A 24,702-nucleotide genomic window follows, 5' to 3' on the forward strand; every position below is an offset into this window, starting at 1 on the left:
ATGGTGCTCCACCTGGCACGGCGCCTGGGGGTGCTCCTGGCGAGCCTGGCGATCAGCTCGGTCGTGGTCTTCGCCTTCATGCGGGTGCTCCCGGGGGACCCCGCGCGGGTCGCGCTGGGGGTGAACGCCTCGGAGGAGGCGGTGGCCCGGCTGCGCACCGAGTTCGGTCTGGACCGGCCGATCCTGGAGCAGTACCTGTCCTGGGTCGGTGGGTTGCTCCGGTTCGACCCGGGCATCGAGTTCCTGTCCAAGGCGGCGATCGGCCCACAGATCGCCGACCGGCTGCTCGTCACCCTGTGGCTCGTCGGGGCCGCGATGGTCCTGGCGGTCGTGGTGGCGCTGCCGGTGGGCACCTGGATGGCGGTGCGGCACCGGCACGCGGACGGGGTGATCGCCTCGGCCCTGTCCCAGCTCGGGGTGGCCATCCCGGCGTTCCTGGCCGGGATCCTGCTGATCGCGGTGTTCGCGGTGCGATTGCGGTGGGTCCCGTCGGGGGGCTGGGTGCCGCCGGCGCAGGACCCCGTCGAGTTCCTCAGGCGGCTGGTGCTCCCCGCGGTCTCCCTGGCCCTGGTGCAGGCCGCGGTGCTGGCACGCTACGTGCGCAGTGCGGTGCTGGACGTGCTGCGGGAGGACTACCTGCGCACGGCCCGCGCCAAGGGACTGCGCCCGATGCCGGCGCTGCTGCGGCACGGGCTGCGCAACGCCTCCATCCCGGTCGTGACCGTGCTCGGTCTGCAATTGGCCACCCTGCTCATCGGGGCCGTGGTGATCGAGCGCGTCTTCGTCATCCCCGGCCTGGGCACCCTGCTGCTGGACTCGGTGGCCGACCGGGAGCTGCTCACCATCCAGGCCGTGGTCATGGTGCTGGTCGTGGCGGTGCTGGTGATCAACTTCGTGGTCGACGCGCTCTACCTGCTGATCGACCCGCGGCTGCGGGGTGGGCGCTGATGGGTGGGCGCCGGCTGAACGCCTCCCTGCTGATCGGGGGCCTCATCGTGGCCGTCGTCGTCGGGTTGGCGCTGCTGTCCTACGTGTGGACGCCCCACCCGCCGATGAAGGTCCTGCCGACCGAGTCCTACCAGACGCCCAACGGGGAGTTCTGGCTCGGCACCGACCGGTTCCGGCGGGATGTGTTCACCCAGATCGTGATCGGGTCGCGCACGACCCTGTATGTCGGGCTGGTCGCCGTGGGTGTGGCCGCCGTGGTGGGGGTGCCCATCGGGATCCTCGCCGCCATGTCCCCAGGGTGGCTCGGCCAACTGGTGATGCGGGGCAACGACATCCTGCTGGCCTTCCCGGCGCTGCTGCTGGCGATCATGTTCGCCGCGATCTACGGCGGCAGCACCAGGGTCGCGATGATCGCCATCGGCATCGCCACGATCCCCTCGTTTGCCCGGATCACCCGGTCCGGGGCGCTGCAGGTCATGGGCACCGAATACGTCACCGCGGCCCGCGCCGCCGGGCGGTCCCCGCTCGCGATCGCCGGGCGACACGTGCTGCCGAACGTCGCGGGCCTGATCATCGTCCAGGCGTCGGTGAGCTTCGCCATCGCGATCCTGGCGGAGGCGGCGCTGGCCTACCTCGGCCTGGGCACGCCGACCGGGCAGGCGTCGTGGGGCCGGATGCTCTACGAGGCGCAGTCGACGTTGCGGGCGGCACCGCACCTGGCCCTCATCCCGGGCGCCGCGATCGCCCTGGCCGTCCTCGGGTTCAACCTGTTTGGCGACGGGCTGCGCGACTACCTGGACCCGAAGCTGCAGCGGGTGGTGCGCCGATGACCGCCCAGCCCGTGGAGACCACCGGGGACCCCGGCGGCGAGCACACCGTGCTGTCCGTGTCGGGACTGCACGTCCATGTCGGGGAGGAGCGCCTGCTGCACGACGTCTCCTTCGAGATCGGCCGCGGTGAGCGGGTCGGCCTGATCGGGGAGTCCGGCTCCGGCAAGTCGCTCACCGCGCTCTCGGTGATGGGGCTGCTCCCCGAGGGCCTGTCCGCCACGGGCCGGGTCGGCCTTGCCGGCCAGGACGGCAACCTGCTGACCCGGTCCGAGCGGCGACTGGCCAGGATCAGGGGCGACGCCATGGGCATGGTCTTCCAGGAGCCGATGACCGCGCTCAACCCGACGATGCGGGTCGGCGCCCAGATCGCCGAGACGATGACGTTGCACGGTGGTGCGAGCCGCGCGCAGGCCCGGCGCCGCGCAGTTGACCTGTTGGACCAGGTGGGGTTGCCCGAGCCCGAGCGGCTGGCCCGCTCCTTCCCGCACCAGCTCTCCGGCGGGCAGCGGCAGCGGGTGGTCACCGCGATCGCCCTGGCCAACGACCCGATGCTGCTGATCTGTGACGAGCCGACCACGGCGCTGGACGTCACGGTCCAGGCGCTGGTCCTCGACGTGCTGTTGCGCGGCGTCGCCGACCGCGACGCGGCGCTGCTGTTCATCACCCACGACCTCGCCGTCGTCGCCTCCACCTGCGAGCGGGTGCTGGTCATGCACGAGGGCAGGATCGTGGAGGCCGGCCCCGTGCAGCAGGTCTTCACCGCGCCCCGGCACGACTACACGCGCACGCTGCTGGCGGCCAGCGAGCTGGCCCCCCGGGCCGCCGAGCTGGTGCCAACGGCCGAAGAGCAGGCGCCAACGGCCGACGAGCAGGCGCACGAGGCCGGCAGCGACCCCGCCATCACCGTGCGCGGGGTGGGCAGGGACTTCCACCGGGCCCGGACCCGGCTCACCGAGCGACCCCCGGTCGTGCACGCCGTCCAGGACGTCAGCGTCGACATCGCCCGCGGCGAGCGGTTCGGCATCGTGGGGGAGTCAGGGTCGGGCAAGTCGACTCTGTTGCGGATGATCTGCGGCCTCGACCAGCCCACGCACGGCGAGCTCCTGATCGAGGGCCGACTGATCCACGACCGGTCGCCGCGGCAGCTCGGGTGGCTGCGGGAGCGGCTGCAACTGGTCTTCCAGGACCCGATGAGCTCGCTGGACCCCCGGATGCGGGTCGCTGACATCGTGGCCGAGCCGCTGGTCGGGCAGGGGATCGGCACCGCCGCCGAGCGGCGCGACCGGGTCGTCGAGCTGCTGGAGGCCGTGGGGCTGTCGGCCGACGCGGCACGGCGCTACCCGCACCAGTTCTCCGGCGGGCAGCGGCAGCGGATCTCCATCGCCCGGGCGCTGGCACCCAACCCGGACATCCTGGTCGCCGACGAACCGGTCAGCGCGCTCGACGTCTCCGTGCGCGCCCAGGTGCTGGACCTGATCGACGAGGTCGTCGACACCTTCGACCTGACCCTGGTGTTCGTCTCGCACGACCTGTCGGTGGTCCGGCACGTGTGCGACCGGGTGGCGGTGATGCGGCAGGGCAGCTTCGTCGAGGTGGCCCCGACCGAGCAGTTGTATGCCGACCCGCAGCACCCCTACACCCGCCAGTTGCTGGCGGCCGTGCCGCGACTGGACGCGGCCCTAGAGGGGCGCACCGCGGCCGAGCTCGCCGCGCAGACCCGCGCGGCCGCGGAGGAGGGACCATGACCCAGGACCTGCGACCGGGACCCACCAACAGTCTCGTCGACGTGGGCGGCCTGCAGGTCGGGCAGCACCAGCGGGTCGGTGACGGCTGGCTCACCGGCACCACCGTCGTGCTCTCGCCCGGCCGCGGCTCACCCGACGGGGGCGCCACCGGCGGGGTCGACGTGCGAGGCGGTGGACCCGGCACCCGGGAGACCGACCTGCTCGATCCGCGCAACCAGGTCGAGCGCGTGCATGCCGTGGTGCTCACCGGCGGCAGCGCGTTCGGGCTCGCCGCCGCCGACGGCGTGATGGACGCCCTGGACGCCGAGGGGACAGGGCTCACCGTCCCCGTCCGGCGCGCCGTGGAGGTCTCGGCCGGGGCGCCGCCCGGGTCGGTGCTGGTCCCGATCGTGCCTGCCGCGGTGATCTTCGACCTCGGGCGCGGAGGGGATGCCGCGTGCCGGCCGGACGCCGGCTTCGGCGCGGCCGCGGTCGCCGCCGCCAGCACCGCGGCGCCGGAGCAGGGTGCTGTCGGCGCCGGCACGGGCGCGCAGGCAGGCGGACTGAAGGGCGGGGTCGGCACGGCCAGCGCGGTCCTGCCGGACGGCACGACCGTCGCCGCCCTCGTCGTCGTGAACGCCGCAGGATCGGCCGTCGACTTGCGTACCGGCGAGCTGCTCGGGGCCCGGCACCTGCTGGAGGGTGACCTGGGCGCCGGAGCCGGCGGATCGGCATACGGGCTGTCGGTCCCCCACCCGGACGAGTTGGCGGCGGCGGTCCGGGCGGGCGCCGAGACCGACCGCGCCGGGCTGCCCCGCACCCTGGCCACCACGATCGGGGTGGTGGCGACCGATGCCACGCTCACCAAGGCCCAGTGCTCGAAGGTTGCCGGTGTCGGGCACGACGGGATGGCCCGGGCGATCAGCCCCGTGCACACGATGGTCGACGGGGACACCCTGTTCACCCTGGCGACCGGGGAGCGTGGTGCGCCCGACCCGGTCGCGTTCCACTGGCTGCTCGACGCCGCCGCCGGGTGCGTCACCCGCGCCATCGTGCGGGGCCTGCTCGCCGCGGAGACAGTGCGCACGCCCGCCGGGGCCTGGCGCTCCTACCGCGAGGTGTTCCCCAGCGCGATCCGTGGATGATGCCATAGCATCACTTGATGTGATGCTATGCTGTCACACGTGCGCACCACCGTCACGCTCGATGCCGATACCGAGGAGATCATCCGGCAGCGGATGATGGCGCGGGGGGTCTCCTTCAAGCGTGCCCTCAACGATGCGATCCGGGACGGGGCTGCCGGGTCGCGACCGCGCGTTGACTTCCACACCCCCACCTTCTCGATGGGGGTGCCGAAGGTCGACCTCGACCACGCCCTGCGGGTTGCCGGGGATGTGGAGGACAGCGAGCTCATCCGACGGTTGCAGGTCGGCAAGTGAAGCTCGTCGATGCCAACGTCCTGCTCTACGCCGTCAATGCCGACACGCCACACCACGATCGGGCGCGGCAGTGGCTGGACGGAGCGCTGTCGGGCAGTGCCGGTGTCGGATTCGCCTGGGTAGCACTCCTGGCATTCCTGCGGCTGTCGACGAAACCCGAGGTGTTCGCCCGTCCGCTCACGGTCAGTGAGGCGTGCGGCGTGGTGGACTCCTGGCTGGCCGCCCCCAGCGCCCGCGTGCCGTCCCCGACTGCCCGCCACCCCGAATTGCTGACGGACCTGCTCGGTGTGCTCGGGAGCGGCGGCAACCTCGTCAACGACGCCCACCTGGCGGCCCTGGCGATCGAGCACCGTGCCGAGATCGTCACCTTTGACCGCGACTTCGGACGGTTCCCGGGCGTCCGGTGGTCCGAGCCGTCCTGAGCGGCCCCCGCGGAGCCGTAGACTCCCGCCTCGTGACTGAGCAAGAGGTGGCCGGGCGCAGGCCCGGCCGGGAGTTCGTGCTGACCGTGTCCTGCCCGGATCGGCGCGGCGTGGTGCACGCGGTGTCCGGGGCGATGCTGGAGCAGCAGCTGACCATCGCGGACAGCCAGCAGTTCGGTGACGCCACGTCGGGGGAGTTCCACCTCCGGATGCACCTCATCAAGGAGGGCGACCCGCTCGACCTGGCTGCGCTGGAGGCCCAGCTGGCGCCGGTCGTGCGGGAGTTCGCCATGCAGTGGCGCGCCCACGACCTGGCCGACCGGCACCGGGTGCTGGTGATGGTCAGCAGGCAGGGGCACTGCCTCAACGACCTGCTCTTCCGCACCCGCACCGGGTTGCTGCCGATCGAGGTCGCGGCCGTGGTCTCCAACCACGAGGACTTCCGTGCGCTCTCGGAGTGGCACGACATTCCGTTCCACCACGTGCCCGTCAGCAAGGACACGAAGGTCGCCGCCGAGGACCGGCTGCGCGAGCTCGTCGCGCAGCACCGGGTCGACACGGTGGTGCTCGCCCGCTACATGCAGATCCTGTCCGAGGAGCTGTGCGCGGACTTCCCCGGGCGGATCATCAACATCCACCACTCGCTGCTGCCCAGTTTCAAGGGTGCCCGCCCCTACGCCCAGGCGCACGACCGTGGGGTCAAGGTCATCGGCGCGACCGCGCACTACGTCACCTCCGACCTGGACGAGGGGCCGATCATCGAGCAGGACTTCCGCCGCGTCGACCACCGGATGAGCCCGGCCGAGCTGGCCCAGGTCGGCCAGGAACTGGAGGCCATGGCGCTGTCCCGCGCGGTCCGCTGGCACGCCGAGCACCGGGTCGTGCTGCGCGGCCGGCGCACCATCGTCTTCGGCTGAGGTCCGCTCGCCCGGTGCATTCGACGTCGTCGGCGGCCGGCCGCGGGCGCCCCAGGGGCGGCTGGGATACTCCGGGGTGACACCACACGGAGGAGCCCACGGATGAGCTATGCAGACATGTTCTCCCTCGAGGGGCGGCACGCCGTCGTCATCGGGGCCGGGGGGATCGGCGCCGAGGTGGTCGCTGGCCTGGCCGCGCACGGCGCCCGGGTCAGCAGCCTGGACAAGAGCCTGCCCACCGCCGACTCGGCCACCCAGCGGGCGCAGGCCGAGGGGGAGGGTGACCATGCGGCATACGGGGTCGACATCCTGGACGAGTCGGCGCTGACCGAGCTCGCGACCCGACTGGGGGCCGTCGACGTCCTCGTGGTGACCGCGGCGATGAACGTGCGCAAGAAGCTGCTGGACTACAGCGCCGAGGAGTATGACCGGGTGGTCGACCTCAACCTGCGGGGGTCCTTCCACGCGCTCCGGGCGTTCGCGCCGGGGATGGCCGAGCGGGGCCGGGGGTCGATCATCGCGTTCAGCTCGCTGCGGGCCCTGGCGGTGGAGCCAGGCCAGGGGGTCTACGCCGCGACCAAGGCCGGGCTGGTGCAGATGCTGCGCACCCTCGCCGCCGAGCTCGGTCCGAACGGCGTGCGCATCAACGCGGTCGCACCCGGCGTGGTGGAGACGCCGCTGACCGAGCAGATCCGCAGCGACGAGGAGTGGAACAACGCCTACGCCTCCAAGAGCGCGCTCGGCCGGTGGGCCCGACCGGAGGAGATGGTGGGCGCAGTCGTCTATCTGGCCAGCGACGCCTCGACGTTCGTCACCGGGAGCCAGCTCGTCGTGGACGGTGGCTGGACGGCGATCGACGGCCGGTTCACGCCGCCCTTCGGCTGAGCTCCCGGGGGCTCAGGGGACGTCGTAGACGAACGCCACCGAGTCCACCGGGGAGTCGCGGCACACGGCGGTCCAGGTGGGGTGGGTGGCGTCGTGATAGCCGCCGCCGGAGGAGAACGGCTCGCCGTCCTCGACCATCACCCCGCCGCCGGCCCCGCCCGGCAGCCACGAGTAGACCCGGCGTATGCCGTCGGGCGCGATCCCGGAGCTCCCGTCGTGGCCCTGGGCGTTCGGCAGGACCAGACCCACGAGCTGCGTCCCGTCCTCCGTCTCCTGCTCGAGCACCGGGCAGCCCTCGTCGGTGAAGCGCACGGTGCCGGTCACCTCGGCAGCGTCGCCCCCCTCCGCGGGATCCCACTCGAACGTCGGCACCTCGTAGAAGCCGAGCTCCTCGTCCGTCGTCGGCGCCGTCGGCCCGGGCTCGTCCGGCGGGGCGGGGGCCTCGGTGAGCGGACCGGACGCGGGATGGTCGTTGATGACCGCCCCTCCCCGCGGGGTGGCGTCCGGGCACTGGGCCAGCCAGGTCCGGCCCAGCTCGGTGTCCGGCTCCACGACATACCCCCCGCCGTAGCTGAACTCCTGCCCCTCGACCGCGAACACGTCGCCGTTCCCGTCGACCACGGCCCGGACCCCGTTGTCGTAGGTGATGCCGGTGGCGTTGGGGAAGATGACGGCCTGCGTCACCCGGTCGGAGCCGTCGCCCTGGCTCATCAGCGTGCAGCCGTCCTCGGTGAACCACAGCGTGCCGCCGACCAGGGCGTCCATGCCGCCGGACCTCGGGCCCCAGTCGTAGGTCGGGACCTCGAACGTGGAGGTGACCGGCCCCTCGGCGGGCGGGACGTATGCGGACCGGTTGCCTCCGGGGAGCAGCTGCCAGACGGCGACGCCCACCAGGGCGGTCGCGGCGACGCCGAGCACGGCTCCCAGGGTGCGCCGGCGTCGGCGGTGGGCGGCGCGACCGGTGAGGTCCATCAGGGGCGGGACGCGCACGTCCCCGGCGTCGCCGGCGGCCCGCCGGATCGTGGTGGCCAGGTCGGGGCGCTGCTCAGGCATCGTCGAGCTCCTCGGTGTGCAGGGCGGAGGCCAGGGCAGCCCGGGCGCGGGAGAGTCGCGACTTGACCGTGCCCTCGGCGACCCCGAGCTCCGCGGCGATCCGCGAGACCGGCAGGTCCTCCAGGTAGTGCAGGACGACGACCTCCCGGTGACCCTCGGGCAGGTCGGTGAGCGCCCGGTGCAGGTCGAGCCTGGCCTCGGTGCCGACGCCGTCCCCGGGTCGGGCCCAGTCCGGCACCTCGGCCGGGGAGAGGTAGCGGCCGGAGCGGCGCCGGTTCAGCCAGAGCCGCCACGCGACCGTGCGCAGCCAGCCGTCGGGACTCTCGTAGCGGCGCACCTTCTCCCAGCGCGGGATGAGCCGGACGAAGGCCTCCTGGGCGAGCTCCACGGAGTCGTGCTCGGGCACACCCATCAACCGCAGGGTCCCCACCAGGCGCTGGTAGGCCGCGGGGTAGTAGTCCGCCAGCTCGGCGGGGGGTGCGCCCATCTCCACACTCCTTACACCCGCGAGTGTGCCCGATGGTTCCCCTGCGGGGCGGCCACCGACCGACAGTGCGTCAGATCTGTGGCGACGTCGCCTCCGCCGGGGGCTCGGCCACCCAGTCGACGAACTGGTAGATGAGGCCGCTGGGGTCCGCGACCTGGAAGTAGCGCTCACCCCAGGGCTCGACCTCCAGTGGCGTGACGACCGTGACGCCCTCCCCCTGGAGGCGGGCGTAACGCTGCTCCATGTCGTCGACCTCGAAGGCGATCAGCAGGCCGTCGACGGGGCCGGCGGACGAGGCGGGCTTGAACGTCTCCAACCCGACCGCGAGCAGGGCGATGTGGAACCCGGCCTCCGGGTGTCCCAGCGAGGCGAAGCCGTCGGCGGCCATGACCTCGCGGAAGCCCAGGTGGCGCTGCGCCCACTCCGAGGAGGCGCGGACGTCGGAGACGTTGACGGAGATGACGGACTGGGTAATGGACATGCGGGTCCCTTTCCTCGGCGCGTGGTGAAACAGTGTACACCGTATGACGTACAGCGTAAGGAGTTATCGCTAGGATGTATTCCCATGAGCCCCGGGCCCACCGCGAACGCCGCCGCCGACCGTGTCTTGCGGCTGCTCTGGCGGCACCACCTGGAGACCCCGGGACGGCGCGGACCCCGGCCGAGGCGCTCGGTGGACGAGGTGGTCGCCACCGCGATCGCCCTGGCCGACCGGGAGGGCCTGGACGGGCTGAGCGTGCGGGAGGTGGCCAAGGAGCTGGGGATCTCCACCATGTCGCTCTATACCCACGTGCCGGGCAAGGAGGAGCTGCTGCTGCTCATGCTCGACTCGCTCTACGCCGCGATGCCCCGCCCTCCCTGGCGGGCCCGCACCTGGCGGCGGCGGGTCACCGCGGTGGCCGAGCAGAACAGGCAGCTGCTGCGTGACCACCCGTGGGCCACCGAGCTGGCCGTCCTGAGCCGCCCCTCCCTCGGCCCCGGGCAGACCGCGAAGTACGACCACGAGCTGGCCGCCCTGGCCGGCACCGGGCTGGACGACGTGCATATCGATGCCACCCTGTCCCTGGTGCTGGGCTTCGTCCAGCAGCAGGTCCGCGCCGAGCACGACCTCGCCCGGTCCGCCGCGGCCTCCGGTCTGAGCGACGAGCAGTGGTGGGCGGTGAACGGTCCCCTCCTGGCCGAGCTGCTCGACCCCGCCGACTACCCGCTGGCGACCCGGATCGGGGCGGCCGCCGGCGAGGCCCAGGGCGCGGCCTACGCGCCCGACGCGGCCTGGGACTTCGGCCTGGCCCGGCTCCTCGACGGTCTCGCCGCCCTGATCGACTCCTGACGCCCCCGGCACTCACCCGCACCGACCCGGCCCCGCCACTCACCCCCCTGCCCCGCGGGCGCGAGGCACGGCATACTCGGATCATGTCGTTGACCACCCAGTCCGAGCAGAGCACCGCCACCACGGATCCCGCCAGGGCCGCCGCCATCCGGGAGCTGAGTCGGGAGCACGTCTTCGTCTCCTGGTCCGCCCAGGCGAAGGTCGATCCCCTGCCGCTGGCCGGCGGGCTCGGAGCGCGGTTCTGGGACTACGAGGGGCACACCTACCTCGACTTCACCTCCCAGCTGGTCAACGTCAACATCGGCTACCAGCACCCGAGGCTGGTGGAGGCCGTCCGCGAGGCGGCGGGCCGGATGATGACGGTCGGACCCAACTTCTCCAACGAGGGACGGGCCGAGGCGGCCCGGTTGATCAGCGAACGGGCGCCGGAGCGGATGCGCAAGGTGTTCTTCACCAACGGCGGCGCCGAGGCGGTCGAGAACGCGATCCGGATGGCGAGGGCGCACACCGGCAGGCACAAGGTGCTGGCGTCCTACCGCAGCTACCACGGCGCCACCAGCGGGGCGCTCTCGCTGACCGGTGAGGCCCGTCGGTGGGGCACCGAGCCGGGGCTGCCCGGCATCGTCCACTTCTGGGGCCCCTACCTCTACCGCTCGACCTTCCACGCCACCACCGAGCAGGAGGAGAGCGAGCGCGCGCTGACGCACCTGCGGCAGACGGTGCAGGCGGAGAACCCGCAGAACGTCGCGGCGATCATCCTGGAGCCCGTCGTCGGCTCCAACGGGATCCTGGTCCCGCCGCCCGGCTACCTCGAGGGGGTGCGGGCGCTGTGTGACGAGTTCGGAATCATGCTGATCGCCGACGAGGTGATGGCCGGGTTCGGCCGCACCGGCAGGTGGTTCTCCATCGACCGGTGGGGGGTCCGCCCCGACCTGATCACCTTCGCCAAGGGGGTCAACTCCGGCTACGTGCCGCTGGGCGGTGTTGTCATCGCCGACGAGGTCGCGGCCTCCTTCGAGGACACCCCCTACGTCGGTGGCCTCACCTACTCCGGTCACGCGCTGGCCACCGCCTCGGCGGTCGCATCGATCACGATCATGGAGGACGAGGGCATCATCGAGCACGCCGAGGAGCTCGGGCGTGACGTGATCGGCCCGGCGCTCGCCGAGCTCGCCGACCGGCACGAGGCGGTGGGCGACGTGCGCGGCCTGGGCGTCTTCTGGGCGGTCGAGCTCGTCGCGGACCGGCAGACCCGGGAGCCGCTGGCTGCCGACCGGGTCGCCGCCGTCGTCCAGGGTTGCAAGGAGCGCGGCATGTGGCCGCTGCCGATGGGCAACCGCATCCACCTGGTCCCCCCGTGCGTCATGACCGCCGGGGAGGCGCGGGAGGGGATCGCGGCCCTCGACGAGGCGCTCGCCGCGCTCTGAGCCCGTGACCGCCGACGCCGACCCGCAGCCGCTGCTCGAGGTGCGGATCAGCGTGCCCGACACCGACACCGGCGAGGCCATTGCCGACTTGTTGGTCGGTCGCGGGCTCGCCGCCTGCGTGCAGACCCTCGGGCCGATCACCTCGACCTACACCTGGGAGGGGGCGGTCGAGCGGTCCGAGGAGTGGCTACTGCTGGCCAAGACCACCACGGATGCCTTCCCCGCCGTGCGCGAGGCCGTGCTCGAGCTCCATCCTTACGACGTTCCCGAGGTGCTCGCCGTCCCCGTCGTGCTCGCCCTCGAGCCGTATGCCGTGTGGGTGCGTGACGGGGTGGTCCCGCCGGCGTGAACGGGGCCGGGTGGGTCTGGAGCGGGCGACGAGAATCGAACTCGCGTATTCAGCTTGGGAAGCTGATGTTCTACCATTGAACTACGCCCGCAGGATTTCCGCGCCAGTGTAACTGACACCGAGCCGCGGACCGAACCGGCACGTCACCCACTCTTCGACCCGGCCGGTTAGTCTGTCCGCGTGCTCCTCTCCGACCGCGACATCCACGCCCAGATCGACGGCGGGCGCGTGCGCCTGGACCCGTGGGACCCCGCGATGGTCCAGCCCTCCAGCGTCGACGTCCGACTGGACCGGTACTTCCGTCTCTTCGACAACCACAAGTACCCCGTCATCGACCCCTCCCAGGACCAGCCGGAGCTGACCCGCCTGGTGGAGGTGGACCCGGGCGAGAGCTTCGTGCTGCACCCCGGCGAGTTCGTCCTCGGCTCCACACTGGAGGAGATCACCCTGCCCGACGATGTCGCGGCACGGGTGGAGGGCAAGTCCTCGTTGGGCCGGTTGGGCCTGTTGACGCACGCCACGGCGGGGTTCGTCGACCCTGGGTTCACCGGGCACGTCACCCTGGAGTTGTCCAACGTGGCAACCCTGCCGATCGTGCTCCACCCGGGGATGAAGATCGGTCAGCTGTGCTTCTTCCAGCTGTCCAGCCCGAGCGAGCACCCGTACGGGTCGCAGGCCAAGGGGTCGCACTACCAGGGCCAGCGCGGTCCGACGGCCAGCCGTTCCTTCCAGAACTTCCACCGCAGCGACGTCTGACGCCGACGCGACGGGGTGACCTGTCAGACGAGGGCTATGGCACCCGCTTTGACAGGTCACCCCGCGCGGCGGGAGCTCGGCCCGGAGGGTGCCGCACCCCCGCTGTAGGGTCACCCCATGATCCGTCTTGAGGGCGTGACCAAGCGATACCCCGACGAGACGGTCGCCGTCGACAACCTGACGTTGGAGGCGCCCACTGGGCAGATCACCGTGCTGGTCGGGCCCAGCGGCTGCGGCAAGACGACCTCGCTGCGGATGATCAACCGGATGATCGAGCCGACCTCGGGCCGCATCCTGATCGACGACCAGGACACCGCCGACCTGCCGGCTGCCCAGTTGCGCAGGGGAATCGGCTACGTGATCCAGCACGCCGGCCTGTTCCCACACCGCACCGTGCTGTCCAACGTGATGACCGTGCCGCGGCTGCGGGGGCGGAGCAAGGCAGTGTCCCGCCAGCGGGCGATGGAGGTGCTTGAGCTCGTCGGGCTGCCCGGTGACTACGCGCACCGCTACCCCTCCCAGCTCTCGGGCGGGCAGCAACAGCGCGTCGGCGTGGCCCGCGCCCTGGCCGGTGACCCCGACGTCCTGCTGATGGACGAGCCGTTCAGCGCGGTCGACCCGGTGGTCCGGGAGGGGCTGCAGGACGAGTTCTCCCGGCTGCAACAGGAGCTGGGGCTGACCATCGTGCTGGTCACCCACGACATCGACGAGGCGATCAAGCTGGGGCACCGGATCGCCGTGCTGCGCGTCGGCGGGAGGCTGGCGCAGTTCAGCCCGCCCGACCAGTTGCTGGCCCATCCCGCAGACGACTTCGTGGCCGACTTCGTGGGGCGCGACCGCGGCTACCGGGCGCTCAGCTTCATCGGGGGAGAGGTCCCGGTGCACCACGAAGACCCCATCCGGCTGGGTGCCGCGCCGCCCGCCGAGGGGCAGGTCGGGCCCTGGCGCCTGGTCGTGGACGACGAGGACCGTCCGCAGGGATGGGTCCACCTGCCGGCCCTGGCAGGAGGCCCGGTCGAGCGCTCCGACTTGCAGCTCGGCGGCACCCTCGCCGACCGGGACGGGTCGTTGCGCGCCCTGCTGGACGCCGCACTGTCCTCCCCCAGCGGCCGCGGCGTCGTGGTCAGCGGGGGCCGGTTTGCCGGGACGGTCCGGGCCGACGAGGTGGTCGGCGTCATCCAGCGCACCGGGAGGCCCGCCCCGTGAGGGTGCTCGGGGTCGAGCTGGAGACCCTGCTCGAGCTGACGGTCCGGCACATCTACCTCGCCGGCGTCCCGCTGGTGATCGGCCTGGCGGTGTCCCTGCCCCTGGGCTGGCTCGCGCTCCAGCGGCGCTGGCTCTATCCGCCCCTCATCGCCGGCACCGGCCTGCTCTACACGATCCCCAGCCTGGCGCTCTTCATCATGCTGCCGGGCATCCTCGGCACCCGGATCCTCGACCCGCTGAACGTGGTCATCGCGATGACGGTCTACACCATCGCCCTGGTCACCCGCACGGTCGCCGACGGGTTGGGCTCGGTGCCGCACGACGTCACGCAGGCTGCCACCGCCATGGGCTACTCACCGCTGCGGCGGTTGGTGGCGGTCGAGCTGCCCCTCGCGGTGCCGGTGATCTCCGCCGGCCTGCGGGTCGCCGCCGTCAGCAACGTCTCGATCGTCTCGGTGGCCGCCCTGGTCGGCGTGGGCCAGTTGGGCTCGCTGTTCACCGACGGGTTCAACCGCAACGCGATGGAGCCGATCGTGGTCGGGGTCCTGGCCTGCATCCTCCTGGCGATCGCCTTCGACCTGGTGATCCTCGCGGTCACCCGGCTGCTCACCCCCTGGCTGACGGTGGCGCGATCATGATCGGCGCGGTCCTGGACTGGCTCACCGACCCCGCCAACTGGACCGGGGACGGTGGCATCCCCGCGCAGACCCTCACCCACCTGCGGCTGTCGTTCACCGCCCTGCTGCTGGCCTCCCTCATCGCCGTGCCGCTGGGCCTCTACGTCGGGCACACCGGGCGGGGACGGATCGTGGCGGTCAACATCGTCGGCGCCTTCCGCGCGATCCCCTCCCTGGGGGTGCTGTTCATCGCCGTCCTGCTGTTGCTTCCCCGCCTGAGGGGAGATGCGGCATACGAATGGCCCTGTCTCATCGTGCTGGTGCTGCTGGCGATCCCGCCCATCCTGTCCGGCGTCTACGCCGGCGTCGCCCAGGCGGACCCGGCGGCGCGCGACGCGGCCCGGGGCATGGGGATGACCGGCTGGCAGGTGCTCTGGCAGGTCGAGGTGCCGTGTTCGCTGCCGCTGGCGATCTCGGGGGTCCGCTCGGCGATGATGCAGATCATCGCCACCGCCACCATCGCGGCCGTCGTCGGGCTCGGGGGCCTGGGGCGCTTCCTCATCGACGGGCAGGCGCTGCAGCAGTACGACCGGATGGCCGGTGGCGCCCTCGTGGTCGCCGCGCTCGCCCTCCTGGTGGACCTGGCGCTCGCGGGTCTGCAACGCTGGGTCGTGTCCCCCGGACTCCGGGCCGGGAGCGGATCGCGTCGTCAACGCCGACGGCTGTCGGTGGACGCCCGTAGCGTCGAGGCTGGGTCCGCCGCCGACCCGATCGAAACCGTTGGAACCCGTTCGACCCCATGAACTGTCCAGGAGGACCCATGAACCGCAAGACCGCCTTCCCTGTCGGCTTCCTCGTGGCAGCGCTGGCGCTGACCGCCTGCGGAGGCTCCGACGACCCCCTGGCCGGCGACTCCGACGAGGGTGGCGCCACCGGGGGCGACGGCGACGCCGTGGCCATCGGCTCGGCCAACTTCCCCGGCAACGTGCTGCTCGCCGAGATCTACGCCGCGGCGCTGGAGGACAGTGGCGTCTCTGTGGCCAAGACGCTCAACATCGGCAACCGGGAGACCTACATCGCCGGGCTCGAGGACGGCTCGATCGACCTCATCCCCGAGTACACCGGCGCCCTCGCGGTGTACTTCAACCCCGATGCGGAGGCCACGGAGTCCGAGGACGTCCTCGCCGAGCTCCAGGACGCGCTCCCTGACGGCTTCACCGTGCTTGAGCCGTCCGCGGCGGAGGACAAGGACGCCGTGGTCGTCACGTCCGAGACGGCCGAGGAGTACTCGCTCACCGCGATCGGTGACCTGGCGCCGCACGCGCCGAACCTGGTGCTCGGTGGGCCGCCGGAGTGGGCAGAGCGCCCGACCGGCGTGCCCGGCCTCAGCGAGGTGTATGGACTGGAGTTCGCCTCCTTCCGAGCGCTTCAGGCGGGCAGCAACCTGACGGTGCAGTCGCTGCTGAACGGTCAGATCGACGCGGCCAACATCTTCACGACCGACCCGGCGATCGCCGAGAACGACCTGGTGGTCCTGGAGGACCCGGAGGCCCTCTTCGCCGCGCAGAACGTCGTGCCGCTGATCACCGACGACGCACTGACCCCCGACATCGAGTCGGCCCTCAACGAGGTGTCCTCGGTGCTCACGACGGAGCAACTGTCGGCCATGATGTCCGAGGTCGTCACCGACGGGCAGGACCCCGCGACCGTGGCCCGGGCCTTCGTCGACGAGAACCTCTGAGGCGTTTGGCCGGTGTGGCCCAGGGGTGAGCCGGTGACGGGGGTGACCTGTCAAACGAGGGCTGTGGCACCCGCTTTGACAGGTCACCCCTCCGCGGAGGACGGCGGCTGCTAGCTGAGCCAGGAGTCGCCGAGGGACTTGAGGTCGCCGTCGTCCGGCGGGTCGTCAGGCTCGTCACCGTCGTCCGCGTGAGCGGTGTCCTCGGCGGTGTCCTCCTCGGGTGCGGTGGCCTGGTCTGGCTCCGCCTGATCCTCGCCGTCCGCCTGACCCTCGACGCCTGCCTGGTCCTCGACCTCGTCAGGTGCGGGCTCCTCGGCCTCGGGGGCGCCTGGAGTCGGCTCGGTCCCGGCTCTCGTCGCGTCGGCGACCGACTCCGCCTCGGGAGCGGGGGCGCTACTCGCGCCGCCCAGCCACGAGTCACCCAGGGCCTGGATGTCGTCATCCTGGGGCGGGGTTGTCGCCACCGGGTCGTGGACTTCTGCCGCGGGAACGTTGTCGGCGGTCTCGTCCGACTCGGGGGTCCCCGCGGACGGTGACGCCGGGTCGGCCGACGAATCGCCGGTCTCGTTCGCGCTGGTGTCCTCGTCGTGAGGACGTGCCTGGTCAGGGGTGGTGTTTTCGGTGGGTGCCTGGGCCTCGCTGGCGGGGGTCGTGCCGCTGAGCCAGGAGTCGCCCAGTGACTGTATGTCGTCTGCTGGCGCTGCCTCGGCGGCGTCGGCGGGCTCTTCGGTCCTGGTGTCGGCTTCGGGGGTGGTGTCCTCGTTTTGAGGACGTGCCTGGTCAGCGTCGGTGATTTCGGTGCCGGTGGTGGGGGTGTCGGTGAGCCAGGAGTCGCCGAGGGCTTGGGTGTCGCTATCGGTCGCGGTGGTGGTCCCGGCCTCGGTGCTTTCCGCCTCGGGGGTGTCCTCATTTTGAGGACGTTCCTGGTCAGCGTCGGGTTTTTCGGCGGGTGCCTGGGTCTCGCTGGCAGGTGTGTCGGTGAGCCAGGAGTCGCCGAGGGCTTGGGTGTCGCTGTCGGCTGCCGTGGTGGTCTCGGGGGTGTCCTCGTTTTGAGGACGTGCCTGGTCAGCGTCGGTGATTTCGGTGCCGGTGATGGGGGTGTCGGTGAGCCAGGAGTCGCCGAGGGCTTGGGTGTCGGCGTCGGCGGGGGTGTCCTCGTTTTGAGGACCTGCCTGGTCAGCGTCGGTGTTTTCGGCGGGTGCCTGGGGCTCGCTGGCAGGTGTGTCGGTGAGCCAGGAGTCGCCGAGGGCCCGGGTGTCGCTATCGGTCGCGGTGGTGGTCCCGGCGCCGGTGCTATCCGTCTCGGGGGTGTCCTCATTCTGAGGACGTGCCTGGTCAGCCTCGGTAGTTCCGGCGTCGGTGATGGGGGTGTCGGCCACAGCCGCTCCGGCAGCCCCAGCAGCCGCTCCGGCGGCGACCGGGGCGCTGTCCCCCGCCGCCACGGGCACCGCCTCGGCATCGGGCTGGGCGGCGCTGTCGTCCTGGCCGCGGCGGACGGCAGCCAGCAACATCTGGGCGACGTCGACGACCTCGACCTCTTCGCTGGCGCCCTCGGACTGCTTCTGGGTGAGCCCGTCGGAGAGCATCACGCGACAGAACGGGCAGCCGATGGCGATCCGGTCCGCACCGGTGGCGAGGGCCTCGTCGGTGCGGTTCAGGTTGATCCGCGTGCCGAGCTTCTCCTCCATCCACATCCGGGCGCCGCCGGCGCCGCAACAGAACGACTTCTCCCCGCTGCGCGGCATCTCCCGCAGCTCCACGCCGGGGAGGGCGCCGAGCAGCTCGCGGGGCGGGGCGTACACCCCGTTGTGGCGGCCGAGGTAGCACGGGTCGTGGTAGGTCACGGTCGACGCGGTCGAGGCGACGCCCGAGGTGTCGGCCGCCTCCGGACGGGCGACGGGGGTGAGGCGCTTGTCCCGCACCAGTCGGTTGAGCAGCTGGGTGTGGTGCACCACCTCGTACTTGCCACCGAGCTGGGGGTACTCGTTCTTGATGGTGTTGAAGCAGTGCGCGCAGGTGACGACGATCTTGGTGGCCCCCACCTCGTTGAGAGTCTCCACGTTTTGCTGGGCCAACATCTGGAACAGGAACTCGTTGCCAGCCCGACGCGCCGGGTCGCCGGTGCACGTCTCGCCGTCGCCGAGCACCGCGAAGGAGACACCGGCGGTGTCCAGCAGCTCGGCCACCGCCCGGGTGGTCTTCTTGGCACGGTCCTCGTAGGCACCGGCGCAGCCCACCCAGAACAGGTAGTCCACCGAATCGAGATCCTCGACGTCCTGCCCGGCGACCTTGACCTCGAACGGCAGACCCTTGGCCCACTCCATCCGGGCGCGCGCCGACATCCCCCAGGGGTTCTGCTTGTTCTCCAGGTTCTTGAACAGCCCGCCCAGCTCGCTGGGGAAGGCGGACTCGATGAGCGTCTGGTAGCGGCGCATGTCCACGATCGTGTCGACGTGCTCGATGTCGACGGGGCACTGCTCGACGCACGCGCCGCAGGTGGTGCACGACCACAGCACGTCCGGGTCGACGATGGCACCACCGTGGGGGACCGTCGGGTCTCCCTCGGTCAGGCCGACCAGGGGGCGGTCGGCCTCCAGCACCGCCGCAGACGGTATGCCGTGACTCGCCCCCGACTCGGCGGCATCACGCTGCGCCTGGCTGGCCATCAGCCAGGGAGCCTTGGCGTGGTGGTGGTCGCGCAGGCCGATCATCAGCATCTTGGGCGACAGCGGCTTCTCGGTGTTCCAGGCCGGGCACTGCTCCTGGCACCGACCGCACTCGGTGCACGTGGAGAAGTCGAGCAGCCCCTTCCAGGTGAAGTCCTCGACCTTGCCGACCCCGAGGGACACCTCCTCGTCCAGGTCCTCGACGTCCTCGAAGCTGAGCTCCTTGCCGCCGACGGTGATGGGCTGCAACGCGCCCAGCGACGTGCGCCCGTCGGCGTGCCGCTTGAACCAGATGTTGAAGAACGCCAGGAACCGGTGCCAGGCCACCCCCATGGTGGGCGTGACCGCGATGGTGATCATCCAGCCCATCGAGATCAGGATCTTCACGAGGGCCACGACGACGATCGTGGTCTCCAGTGCGCCGACCGACATCCCCTCGAAGAAGGTGCCGATCCACCCGGTGGTGGGGAAGTGGATGGTGTCGGCCCACGCGGCTCCGGTGGCCTTCCCGAGGGCCGATTCCAGGCCGCGCAGCAGCACGATGCACAGGCCCACGCCGAGGATCACGAACTCCACGACATACGCCTGCCAGAAGGTGGACCCCCAGAACCGGCTCTTGCGCTCCAGCGTGCGCGGGTGCAGGCGCTGCCGGACGACGATCAGCGCGACGATCCCGATCAGGGTGCCCCAGCCGAAGAGCTCGGCCAACCAGATGTACGGCGGCCAGTGACCGATCAGCGGCAACGCGAAGTGGGGGTCAAACAACTGCCCGTATGCCGTGGCGAGCGTCGTGGTGAGCAGCAGGAACCCGAGCATCACGAACCAGTGGGCGGCCGCGACGAGCGGTTTGCGAGCCATGCGGGTGTGCCCCAGGAACTCCCGGAGCAGGGTGAGGGTCCGGGCCAGCGGGTCGTCGTGCCGACCTGCGGCCGGCTGCCCCAGCCGGAACTTCGCGGCGAAGCCGGCGATCGTCCGCACGAACAACGAGACCGCCACCAGGGTGACGCCCAGGCCGAGGATCAGGGCGATGATCTGCACCGGAGACATGGGAGGGAGTCTACGGACCGGTCCCCGTCGACCCCGGGTGGCGCGACTCCTTGCCCACGGAATAACGTGTCGTTAGAAGACGTATAACCGCAAGCCCCTTCCGGCGTCAGGACCGGGGGACCCGAACCGAAAGGCAGCACCCAGTGGCAGTCCACGACGACATTACGCAGGTCATCGGCAAGACCCCCCTCGTCCGCCTCAACCGGCTGACCGAGGGCCTCGGGGCGACGGTGGTCGTCAAGCTCGAGTCGCAGAACCCCGCCGCCTCGGTCAAGGACCGCATCGGCGCGGCCATCATCGACGCCGCCGTGGAGTCCGGCGAGCTGCAGCCCGGCGGCACGATCGTGGAGGGCACGTCCGGCAACACCGGGATCGCCCTGGCGATGGTCGGCGCGGCCCGCGGCTACCGCGTGGTGCTGGCGATGCCGGAGACGATGAGCCTGGAGCGCCGCGCCCTGCTGCGTGCCTACGGCGCCGAGCTGGTGCTCACGCCGGGCGCCGACGGCATGAAGGGTGCCGTCGCCAAGGCCGAGGAGATCGCCGAGGAGCAGGGCGCCGTGCGGGCCCGGCAGTTCGCCAACCAGGCCAACGTCGCCATCCACCGGGCGACCACCGGCCCGGAGATCTGGCAGGACACCGACGGCGGCATCGACATCTTCGTGGCGGGTATCGGCACCGGTGGGACCATCACGGGCGCCGGTCGCTACCTGCGTGAGCAGAAGTCCGACGTGCAGATCGTGGCCGTCGAGCCGATCGACTCCCCGATCCTGACCGGCGGCAGCCCCGGCCCGCACAAGATCCAGGGCCTGGGCGCCAACTTCATCCCGGAGATCCTGGACACCGAGGTCTATGACGAGGTTCTCGACGTGGCCCTGGACGACGCGGTGCGGGTCTCCCGGGACCTGGCCACCCAGGAGGGCATCCTCGCCGGGATCTCCGCCGGCGCCAACGTCTGGGCGGCGCTGCAGGTCGCGGCTCGTCCCGAGTCCGCGGGCAAGACGATCGTGGTCATCGTGCCCGACTTCGGCGAGCGCTACCTGTCGACTGTGCTCTTCGAGGGACTGACTGACTGATGCTGCGCACCGGCCCGGCGGGCGACGGGGACCGGGCGGACGGTATGTCGTCCGCCCGGCCCGCCGACGCGTTCCGGGCCGTCGTGGGGCGGGTGATCGAGGACCTGGACGCAGCGATCGCTCGCGACCCGGCCACCGACAGCCGCCTGGAGATGGCCCTGGCCTCGCCCGGTCTCCACGCACTGTGGAGTCATCGTGTGGCGCACCGACTGTGGAGCCGGGGAGGCAGGGCCAAGCTCCCTGCGCGACTGCTCTCCCAGGTGGCCCGGGCAGTCACGGGCGTCGAGATCCACCCCGGGGCCACGATCGGGCGCCGGGTGTTCATCGACCACGGCATGGGCGTGGTCATCGGGGAGACCGCCGAGGTCGGCGACGACGTGATGATGTATCACGGCGTCACCCTCGGCGGACGGTCGATGCAGCCGGTCAAGCGGCACCCCACCGTCCGCGACGGGGCCACGCTCGGCGCCGGCGCCCGCCTGATCGGGCCGGTCACGGTCGGCGCCGGGGCCCAGGTGGGCGCCAACGCGGTCGTGGTCCGCGACGTGCCGGACGAGGCCACCGCCGTCGGCGTGCCCGCCGTCGTCCGCGTCCCGCAGGGGGAGCGGACTGAGGACCAGTTGTATGCCGATCCCGCACTCTGGATTTGAGAGGCACCAGGGTCTGACCGCCAGCAGGCGCTGACCGACACCAAGATCTGGCCGGCACCAAGGTCTGACCGGCACCGGGTGCCCGGGACGCCGACGGCCGGCGGGGGCGAGGTCCTCACCCCCGCCGGCCGTCAGCGGGACTTCTGAGACTTTCCGTCAGATCAGGCTCAGCGCAGTGCGCGCCCTGGGCTCGGGGCTCAGGGCTCAGGGCAGCTTGTCGCCGCCGGGGCCGAAGCCGGTGGTGTCGACGGTGGTCTCACCGGTCTCGCCGTTGAAGGAGCCGGTCTCGTTTTCGTAGGAGCCGTCGAAGCCGGTGGTCTCGTGCCCGGTCACCTTGGACTTGGCCTGGGCGGCGGCGTCCTTGGCGGCGTCGCTGACCTTGTGGGCCACCTCCGGCGCCTGGGCCTTGACCTCCTCGACCTTCTCCTGGACCTTGGGGTTCCCCCAGACCTCGTTGGCCTTGCCGGTGATCTGGTCGTAGCGCTCACGCCCGGCTTTGGCGCCGAGGATGTAGCCGACACCCACCCCGATGAGCAGCAGGATCTTCTTCATGTGACTCTCCTTCCGTTGTGTCACCTTGCTTCGGACACTACCGGCCGGTCACGCCGAGCGCACAAATTGCGGAGGGTGTGGGATTCGAACCCACGGACGTTTCCGTCGGGCGCTTTCAAGGCGCCTGCACTCGGCCACTATGCGAACCCTCCCGGTCCCGGCGTCTCCACCGGGCCGCGAAGGCCATCATCCCATCCTGTGGAGATGCGCCGAAACCTGGCGGGTGCTGCTACGGTTGTCCGAGGTTGAAGTTGCAGTTCCTCGCAGTGACAGCATGAAGCCGCCGCAGGGCGGTCTTGCACAGCACAGAGTCGGGCATGTCCCGGTCGGTGGGGGGTTTCATCTAGGCCGGTTCCTCCACGACCTGTGGGGGTTCGCACACGCACAGCAGAAAGAGATTCCCATGGCACAGGGAACCGTGAAGTGGTTCAACGCTGAGAAGGGCTTCGGCTTCATCGCTCAGGATGGTGGCGGCCCGGACGTGTTCGTCCACTACTCGGCCATCGAGACCAACGGCTACAAGACGCTCGAGGAGGCCCAGCGGGTCGAGTTCGAGGTCACCCAGAGCCCCAAGGGGCCGCAGGCTGACGCCGTCCGCCCGGTCTGAGGTAGAACTTCACCAACGTTCTTACCAGCGAGACCCCCGAACCGACTCGGTTCGGGGGTCTCGTCTTGTTCGGGGCCACTGCTGGTGGTCGTCAGCAGACGGCGCCGACGTCGGCCAGTTCGTCCTTCGGCTCCTCGGTGGTCTCGGCCGCCGGGTCCTCGGGAGCCTCGGTGGTCGGCTCCTCGGTCGTGGTGGCCGCGTCGTCGGACGTGCTACCGCCGCCGCCGTCGGTGCCGGGGGTGGCCGTGGTCGGCTCGGGCTCCGGCGGGTTGATGGCCTCCTCCACGGTGGCGTGGATCTCCTCGTAGTCCGGGTAGGCCGTGTCGATGTTCTCGCTGGTGAACGGCAGGCTCTTGATCTGCCCGTCCTGCACGCGCAGGACGAGCTCGGCCCACGCCGGCAGGTCGGCCACGTCGACGCTGACGGTGATGTTGTCGCCCGCGACCGAGGCGATCTGGGGGTAGCGCTGCAGCATCGTCATCGGGTTCACCTGCTGGACGACCGCGGCGACCACGCAGCGCTGCCTCCGCATCCGGGAGAAGTCGTCGCTGGTCACCCGGGAGCGGCTGTACCACAGGGCCTGGTAGCCGTTCAGCTGCTGCGGGCCGACCTCGAGCCAGCCGTTCTCGGTGCCCTCGATGAGGTGGGCGTTCCCGGCGTAGTCGGTCCACGTCTGACCGCCCAGCGGGATCCGCTCCTGGACGTTGATCTCGACGCCGCCCATGGCGTCGATCAGGTCCTGGAACCCGGCCAGGTTGATCAGGACCGTGTAGTTGATCGGCTGCCCGATCACCTCGGAGATCACCTCGCGGGTCGCGGTCAGGCCGGGGTTGTCATCCCCCTCGAACCACTCCGGATGCTGCTCGGCCTGCACCTCGGCCTCGGTCCAAATGCCGTTCATCAGGCACTCGTTGCCACAGTTGTAGCCGTCCGGCCAGACGTTGTGGAGCGGGCTGTCCTCCGGGATCGGCACCTGCTGCAGGTTGCGGGGGATGCCGAACAGGACGGTGTTGCCGGTCTCGGTGTCGATGCTGGCGACGATCATCGAGTCCGTCCGTATGCCGTCGCGATTGTCCGCCGCGTCGGACCCGAGCAGCAGCACGTTCACGTGGGACGTGTGGGCCCAGGGGTCCTCCGCCTCCCTCCGTGGGCCCTCGCCGCCCTCCTCGTCGACCGTGCCGGTCCCCTCGTTGCCACCGGAAGCCCCGGTGAAGATCTTGTCGACGGCATCGGTGTGGGCGTCGATGTAGCGCAGCCCGATCCCGACCGGAGCAGCGACCACGAGGCACATCAGGGCGGTGAAGGCGCTCAGCCCGGCGCGCTGCCGCTGGGCCAGCGGCTTCGGGCGGGTGGTCAGGGCCGTCAGCACGATGGAGCCGATCCAGACCAACCCGCCGACGACCAGCATCACGGCCAGGAACCGCAGCAGTCGCGGGCGGGTGGCCAGGTCGAGGGCGGACTCGAGCGCGCCGCGGTTCACGACATACCAGATCACAGCGACCAGCCCCACCAGGGCGAGCCCGACCAGCGGCACCCCGATGGCCCGCCGCCGGGTCATCGTCAGGCCGGCCCCCGGGAGGAGCGTTCCCAGCGCCGTCAGACCCAGCGAGCGACCCATCGTGGCGTCGGCGTCGCGGGCGGCCAGGCGCGCCTCACGGCGGGTGCGCGGTCCGCCACCGACCCCGCCGGCCCGGTAGGTGATGGCCCCCTCGTCCGCCTCGGCATCGTGCCCAGGCTGCGCACCGGACTCCTCACCCGGGGAGCGGTCCGGGTGCCCGGAACCCTCCGGATTGCCGGGGTCCCGACGTGGCGGACGTCGGCGGGAGTCGCCACTGGGCGGCAGGAAGGACATCGAGCACCTTTCTGGGGGTCAGCGGACATCTTCTCTCACGAGACGCTCTGAGGGAACCGAACCGTTTTGGTCCGGGCCACATCCGCCGGGTAACCTGACAGCCGTTCCTCGGCTGCTTCGGCCC

Annotated in this window: 25 protein-coding genes and 2 tRNA genes; 19 read left to right on the forward strand and 8 right to left on the reverse strand. The window is 71.3% G+C overall.

Annotation, left to right across the window (positions count from 1 at the left end):
- The 8 genes from AC1QRC_RS04240 (at position 1) to AC1QRC_RS04275 (ending at position 7,165) form a co-directional block, all read left to right on the forward strand.
- Positions 1 to 948, forward strand: a complete 948-nt coding sequence (locus AC1QRC_RS04240) for an ABC transporter permease (RefSeq protein ID WP_484205572.1) — start codon at positions 1 to 3, stop codon at positions 946 to 948.
- Positions 948 to 1,778 carry an ABC transporter permease gene (locus AC1QRC_RS04245; protein ID WP_484205573.1) on the forward strand — a complete coding sequence of 277 codons (831 nt, stop codon included), beginning with the start codon at positions 948 to 950 and terminating at the stop codon, positions 1,776 to 1,778. Before AC1QRC_RS04240 ends, AC1QRC_RS04245 begins: the two co-directional genes overlap by 1 nt.
- Entirely contained in the window at positions 1,775 to 3,523 is a 1,749-nt protein-coding gene (locus tag AC1QRC_RS04250) for a dipeptide ABC transporter ATP-binding protein (RefSeq protein ID WP_484205574.1), read from the forward strand. The genes AC1QRC_RS04245 and AC1QRC_RS04250 overlap by 4 nt, the downstream gene beginning before the upstream one ends.
- Positions 3,520 to 4,647 carry a P1 family peptidase gene (locus AC1QRC_RS04255; protein ID WP_484205575.1) on the forward strand — a complete coding sequence of 376 codons (1,128 nt, stop codon included), beginning with the start codon at positions 3,520 to 3,522 and terminating at the stop codon, positions 4,645 to 4,647. Before AC1QRC_RS04250 ends, AC1QRC_RS04255 begins: the two co-directional genes overlap by 4 nt.
- A gap of 39 nt (positions 4,648 to 4,686) precedes the next feature.
- Entirely contained in the window at positions 4,687 to 4,941 is a 255-nt protein-coding gene (locus AC1QRC_RS04260; RefSeq protein ID WP_484205576.1) for an antitoxin, read from the forward strand.
- Positions 4,938 to 5,363 carry a TA system VapC family ribonuclease toxin gene (locus AC1QRC_RS04265; protein WP_484205577.1) on the forward strand — a complete coding sequence of 142 codons (426 nt, stop codon included), beginning with the start codon at positions 4,938 to 4,940 and terminating at the stop codon, positions 5,361 to 5,363. Before AC1QRC_RS04260 ends, AC1QRC_RS04265 begins: the two co-directional genes overlap by 4 nt.
- Positions 5,364 to 5,395: 32 nt before the next feature.
- The gene (purU, locus tag AC1QRC_RS04270; RefSeq protein ID WP_484205578.1) at positions 5,396 to 6,280 is read left to right on the forward strand and encodes a formyltetrahydrofolate deformylase; all 885 of its coding nucleotides are present in this window, start codon (positions 5,396 to 5,398) and stop codon (positions 6,278 to 6,280) included.
- A 102-nt stretch (positions 6,281 to 6,382) separates the two neighbouring features.
- On the forward strand, positions 6,383 to 7,165 hold the full coding sequence (locus AC1QRC_RS04275; RefSeq protein WP_484205579.1) for an SDR family NAD(P)-dependent oxidoreductase: 783 nt from the start codon (positions 6,383 to 6,385) through the stop codon (positions 7,163 to 7,165).
- A 12-nt stretch (positions 7,166 to 7,177) separates the two neighbouring features.
- Here AC1QRC_RS04275 and AC1QRC_RS04280 read toward each other — a convergent pair whose 3' ends face one another.
- The 3 genes from AC1QRC_RS04280 to AC1QRC_RS04290 form a co-directional block, all read right to left on the reverse strand.
- Entirely contained in the window at positions 7,178 to 8,218 is a 1,041-nt protein-coding gene (locus AC1QRC_RS04280; RefSeq protein WP_484205580.1) for a hypothetical protein, read from the reverse strand.
- Positions 8,211 to 8,705 (reverse strand): sigma-70 family RNA polymerase sigma factor, encoded by a 495-nt coding sequence (locus AC1QRC_RS04285; RefSeq protein WP_484205581.1) that lies wholly within the window; start codon positions 8,703 to 8,705, stop codon positions 8,211 to 8,213. Before AC1QRC_RS04285 ends, AC1QRC_RS04280 begins: the two co-directional genes overlap by 8 nt.
- Positions 8,706 to 8,775: 70 nt before the next feature.
- Positions 8,776 to 9,186, reverse strand: coding sequence for a VOC family protein (locus AC1QRC_RS04290; protein ID WP_484205582.1), 411 nt, complete (start codon positions 9,184 to 9,186; stop codon positions 8,776 to 8,778).
- An 84-nt stretch (positions 9,187 to 9,270) separates the two neighbouring features.
- On the opposite strand from AC1QRC_RS04290, the gene AC1QRC_RS04295 reads away from it, so the two are divergent.
- The 3 genes from AC1QRC_RS04295 to cutA all read left to right on the forward strand — a co-directional run bounded on the left by AC1QRC_RS04295 (position 9,271) and on the right by cutA (position 11,811).
- Positions 9,271 to 10,035 carry a TetR/AcrR family transcriptional regulator gene (locus AC1QRC_RS04295; protein WP_484205583.1) on the forward strand — a complete coding sequence of 255 codons (765 nt, stop codon included), beginning with the start codon at positions 9,271 to 9,273 and terminating at the stop codon, positions 10,033 to 10,035.
- 83 nt (positions 10,036 to 10,118) lie between these two features.
- Positions 10,119 to 11,462, forward strand: a complete 1,344-nt coding sequence (locus AC1QRC_RS04300) for an aminotransferase class III-fold pyridoxal phosphate-dependent enzyme (RefSeq protein WP_484205584.1) — start codon at positions 10,119 to 10,121, stop codon at positions 11,460 to 11,462.
- 4 nt (positions 11,463 to 11,466) lie between these two features.
- On the forward strand, positions 11,467 to 11,811 hold the full coding sequence (cutA, locus tag AC1QRC_RS04305) for a divalent-cation tolerance protein CutA (RefSeq protein WP_484205585.1): 345 nt from the start codon (positions 11,467 to 11,469) through the stop codon (positions 11,809 to 11,811).
- A gap of 17 nt (positions 11,812 to 11,828) precedes the next feature.
- Here cutA and AC1QRC_RS04310 read toward each other — a convergent pair.
- A tRNA-Gly gene (locus tag AC1QRC_RS04310) sits at positions 11,829 to 11,902 on the reverse strand.
- Between the two features lie 89 nt (positions 11,903 to 11,991).
- On the opposite strand from AC1QRC_RS04310, the gene dcd reads away from it, so the two are divergent.
- The 5 genes from dcd to AC1QRC_RS04335 all read left to right on the forward strand — a co-directional run bounded on the left by dcd (position 11,992) and on the right by AC1QRC_RS04335 (position 16,131).
- Positions 11,992 to 12,567 (forward strand): dCTP deaminase, encoded by a 576-nt coding sequence (gene dcd, locus AC1QRC_RS04315; protein WP_484205586.1) that lies wholly within the window; start codon positions 11,992 to 11,994, stop codon positions 12,565 to 12,567.
- Positions 12,568 to 12,684: 117 nt separating this feature from the next.
- Positions 12,685 to 13,773 (forward strand): ABC transporter ATP-binding protein, encoded by a 1,089-nt coding sequence (locus tag AC1QRC_RS04320; RefSeq protein WP_484205587.1) that lies wholly within the window; start codon positions 12,685 to 12,687, stop codon positions 13,771 to 13,773.
- Positions 13,770 to 14,411 (forward strand): ABC transporter permease, encoded by a 642-nt coding sequence (locus AC1QRC_RS04325; RefSeq protein WP_484205588.1) that lies wholly within the window; start codon positions 13,770 to 13,772, stop codon positions 14,409 to 14,411. The genes AC1QRC_RS04320 and AC1QRC_RS04325 overlap by 4 nt, the downstream gene beginning before the upstream one ends.
- Positions 14,408 to 15,193 carry an ABC transporter permease gene (locus AC1QRC_RS04330; protein ID WP_484205589.1) on the forward strand — a complete coding sequence of 262 codons (786 nt, stop codon included), beginning with the start codon at positions 14,408 to 14,410 and terminating at the stop codon, positions 15,191 to 15,193. The genes AC1QRC_RS04325 and AC1QRC_RS04330 overlap by 4 nt, the downstream gene beginning before the upstream one ends.
- A gap of 17 nt (positions 15,194 to 15,210) precedes the next feature.
- Complete coding sequence (locus tag AC1QRC_RS04335) at positions 15,211 to 16,131, forward strand: ABC transporter substrate-binding protein (RefSeq protein ID WP_484205590.1); 921 nt, start codon at positions 15,211 to 15,213, stop codon at positions 16,129 to 16,131.
- A 110-nt stretch (positions 16,132 to 16,241) separates the two neighbouring features.
- On the opposite strand, the gene AC1QRC_RS04340 is transcribed toward AC1QRC_RS04335, so the two are convergent.
- A complete protein-coding gene (locus AC1QRC_RS04340) occupies positions 16,242 to 19,844 on the reverse strand; it encodes a heterodisulfide reductase-related iron-sulfur binding cluster (protein WP_484205591.1) in 3,603 nt (1,200 codons plus the stop codon).
- Positions 19,845 to 19,987: 143 nt separating this feature from the next.
- Here AC1QRC_RS04340 and cysK point away from each other — a divergent pair, with 143 nt between their 5' ends.
- Both cysK and epsC read left to right on the forward strand, forming a co-directional pair.
- On the forward strand, positions 19,988 to 20,917 hold the full coding sequence (cysK, locus tag AC1QRC_RS04345) for a cysteine synthase A (protein ID WP_484205592.1): 930 nt from the start codon (positions 19,988 to 19,990) through the stop codon (positions 20,915 to 20,917).
- Positions 20,918 to 20,961: 44 nt separating this feature from the next.
- Positions 20,962 to 21,567 carry a serine O-acetyltransferase EpsC gene (gene epsC / locus AC1QRC_RS04350; RefSeq protein WP_484206572.1) on the forward strand — a complete coding sequence of 202 codons (606 nt, stop codon included), beginning with the start codon at positions 20,962 to 20,964 and terminating at the stop codon, positions 21,565 to 21,567.
- A 204-nt stretch (positions 21,568 to 21,771) separates the two neighbouring features.
- Here the strand turns inward: epsC and AC1QRC_RS04355 are convergent, their stop codons facing one another.
- Together AC1QRC_RS04355 and AC1QRC_RS04360 are read right to left on the reverse strand one after the other, a co-directional pair.
- Positions 21,772 to 22,119 carry a YtxH domain-containing protein gene (locus AC1QRC_RS04355; RefSeq protein ID WP_484205593.1) on the reverse strand — a complete coding sequence of 116 codons (348 nt, stop codon included), beginning with the start codon at positions 22,117 to 22,119 and terminating at the stop codon, positions 21,772 to 21,774.
- A gap of 69 nt (positions 22,120 to 22,188) precedes the next feature.
- Positions 22,189 to 22,271, reverse strand: a tRNA-Ser gene (locus AC1QRC_RS04360).
- Positions 22,272 to 22,522: 251 nt separating this feature from the next.
- Here AC1QRC_RS04360 and AC1QRC_RS04365 point away from each other — a divergent pair.
- Positions 22,523 to 22,726 (forward strand): cold-shock protein, encoded by a 204-nt coding sequence (locus tag AC1QRC_RS04365; protein WP_141783873.1) that lies wholly within the window; start codon positions 22,523 to 22,525, stop codon positions 22,724 to 22,726.
- Positions 22,727 to 22,817: 91 nt separating this feature from the next.
- On the opposite strand, the gene AC1QRC_RS04370 is transcribed toward AC1QRC_RS04365, so the two are convergent.
- Entirely contained in the window at positions 22,818 to 24,578 is a 1,761-nt protein-coding gene (locus AC1QRC_RS04370; protein WP_484205594.1) for an LCP family protein, read from the reverse strand.
- Positions 24,579 to 24,702 lie beyond the last annotated feature (124 nt).

It is taken from the genome of Ornithinicoccus sp., assembly GCF_057176825.1.

What these genes read in the sequence shown, in the direction of transcription:
- AC1QRC_RS04330 (WP_484205589.1), top strand. Translation starts at nt 14,408, where the DNA reads ATGATCGGCGCGGTCCTGGACTGGCTCACCGACCCCGCCAACTGGACC.
- AC1QRC_RS04370 (WP_484205594.1), bottom strand. Translation starts at nt 24,578, where the DNA reads ATGTCCTTCCTGCCGCCCAGTGGCGACTCCCGCCGACGTCCGCCACGT.
- AC1QRC_RS04275 (WP_484205579.1), top strand. Translation starts at nt 6,383, where the DNA reads ATGAGCTATGCAGACATGTTCTCCCTCGAGGGGCGGCACGCCGTCGTC.
- AC1QRC_RS04285 (WP_484205581.1), bottom strand. Translation starts at nt 8,705, where the DNA reads ATGGGCGCACCCCCCGCCGAGCTGGCGGACTACTACCCCGCGGCCTAC.
- AC1QRC_RS04365 (WP_141783873.1), top strand. Translation starts at nt 22,523, where the DNA reads ATGGCACAGGGAACCGTGAAGTGGTTCAACGCTGAGAAGGGCTTCGGC.
- AC1QRC_RS04240 (WP_484205572.1), top strand. Translation starts at nt 1, where the DNA reads ATGGTGCTCCACCTGGCACGGCGCCTGGGGGTGCTCCTGGCGAGCCTG.
- AC1QRC_RS04295 (WP_484205583.1), top strand. Translation starts at nt 9,271, where the DNA reads ATGAGCCCCGGGCCCACCGCGAACGCCGCCGCCGACCGTGTCTTGCGG.
- epsC (WP_484206572.1), top strand. Translation starts at nt 20,962, where the DNA reads ATGTCGTCCGCCCGGCCCGCCGACGCGTTCCGGGCCGTCGTGGGGCGG.
- AC1QRC_RS04320 (WP_484205587.1), top strand. Translation starts at nt 12,685, where the DNA reads ATGATCCGTCTTGAGGGCGTGACCAAGCGATACCCCGACGAGACGGTC.
- AC1QRC_RS04290 (WP_484205582.1), bottom strand. Translation starts at nt 9,186, where the DNA reads ATGTCCATTACCCAGTCCGTCATCTCCGTCAACGTCTCCGACGTCCGC.
- AC1QRC_RS04355 (WP_484205593.1), bottom strand. Translation starts at nt 22,119, where the DNA reads ATGAAGAAGATCCTGCTGCTCATCGGGGTGGGTGTCGGCTACATCCTC.
- AC1QRC_RS04280 (WP_484205580.1), bottom strand. Translation starts at nt 8,218, where the DNA reads ATGCCTGAGCAGCGCCCCGACCTGGCCACCACGATCCGGCGGGCCGCC.
- AC1QRC_RS04300 (WP_484205584.1), top strand. Translation starts at nt 10,119, where the DNA reads ATGTCGTTGACCACCCAGTCCGAGCAGAGCACCGCCACCACGGATCCC.
- AC1QRC_RS04335 (WP_484205590.1), top strand. Translation starts at nt 15,211, where the DNA reads ATGAACCGCAAGACCGCCTTCCCTGTCGGCTTCCTCGTGGCAGCGCTG.
- AC1QRC_RS04340 (WP_484205591.1), bottom strand. Translation starts at nt 19,844, where the DNA reads ATGTCTCCGGTGCAGATCATCGCCCTGATCCTCGGCCTGGGCGTCACC.
- AC1QRC_RS04250 (WP_484205574.1), top strand. Translation starts at nt 1,775, where the DNA reads ATGACCGCCCAGCCCGTGGAGACCACCGGGGACCCCGGCGGCGAGCAC.
- AC1QRC_RS04245 (WP_484205573.1), top strand. Translation starts at nt 948, where the DNA reads ATGGGTGGGCGCCGGCTGAACGCCTCCCTGCTGATCGGGGGCCTCATC.
- AC1QRC_RS04255 (WP_484205575.1), top strand. Translation starts at nt 3,520, where the DNA reads ATGACCCAGGACCTGCGACCGGGACCCACCAACAGTCTCGTCGACGTG.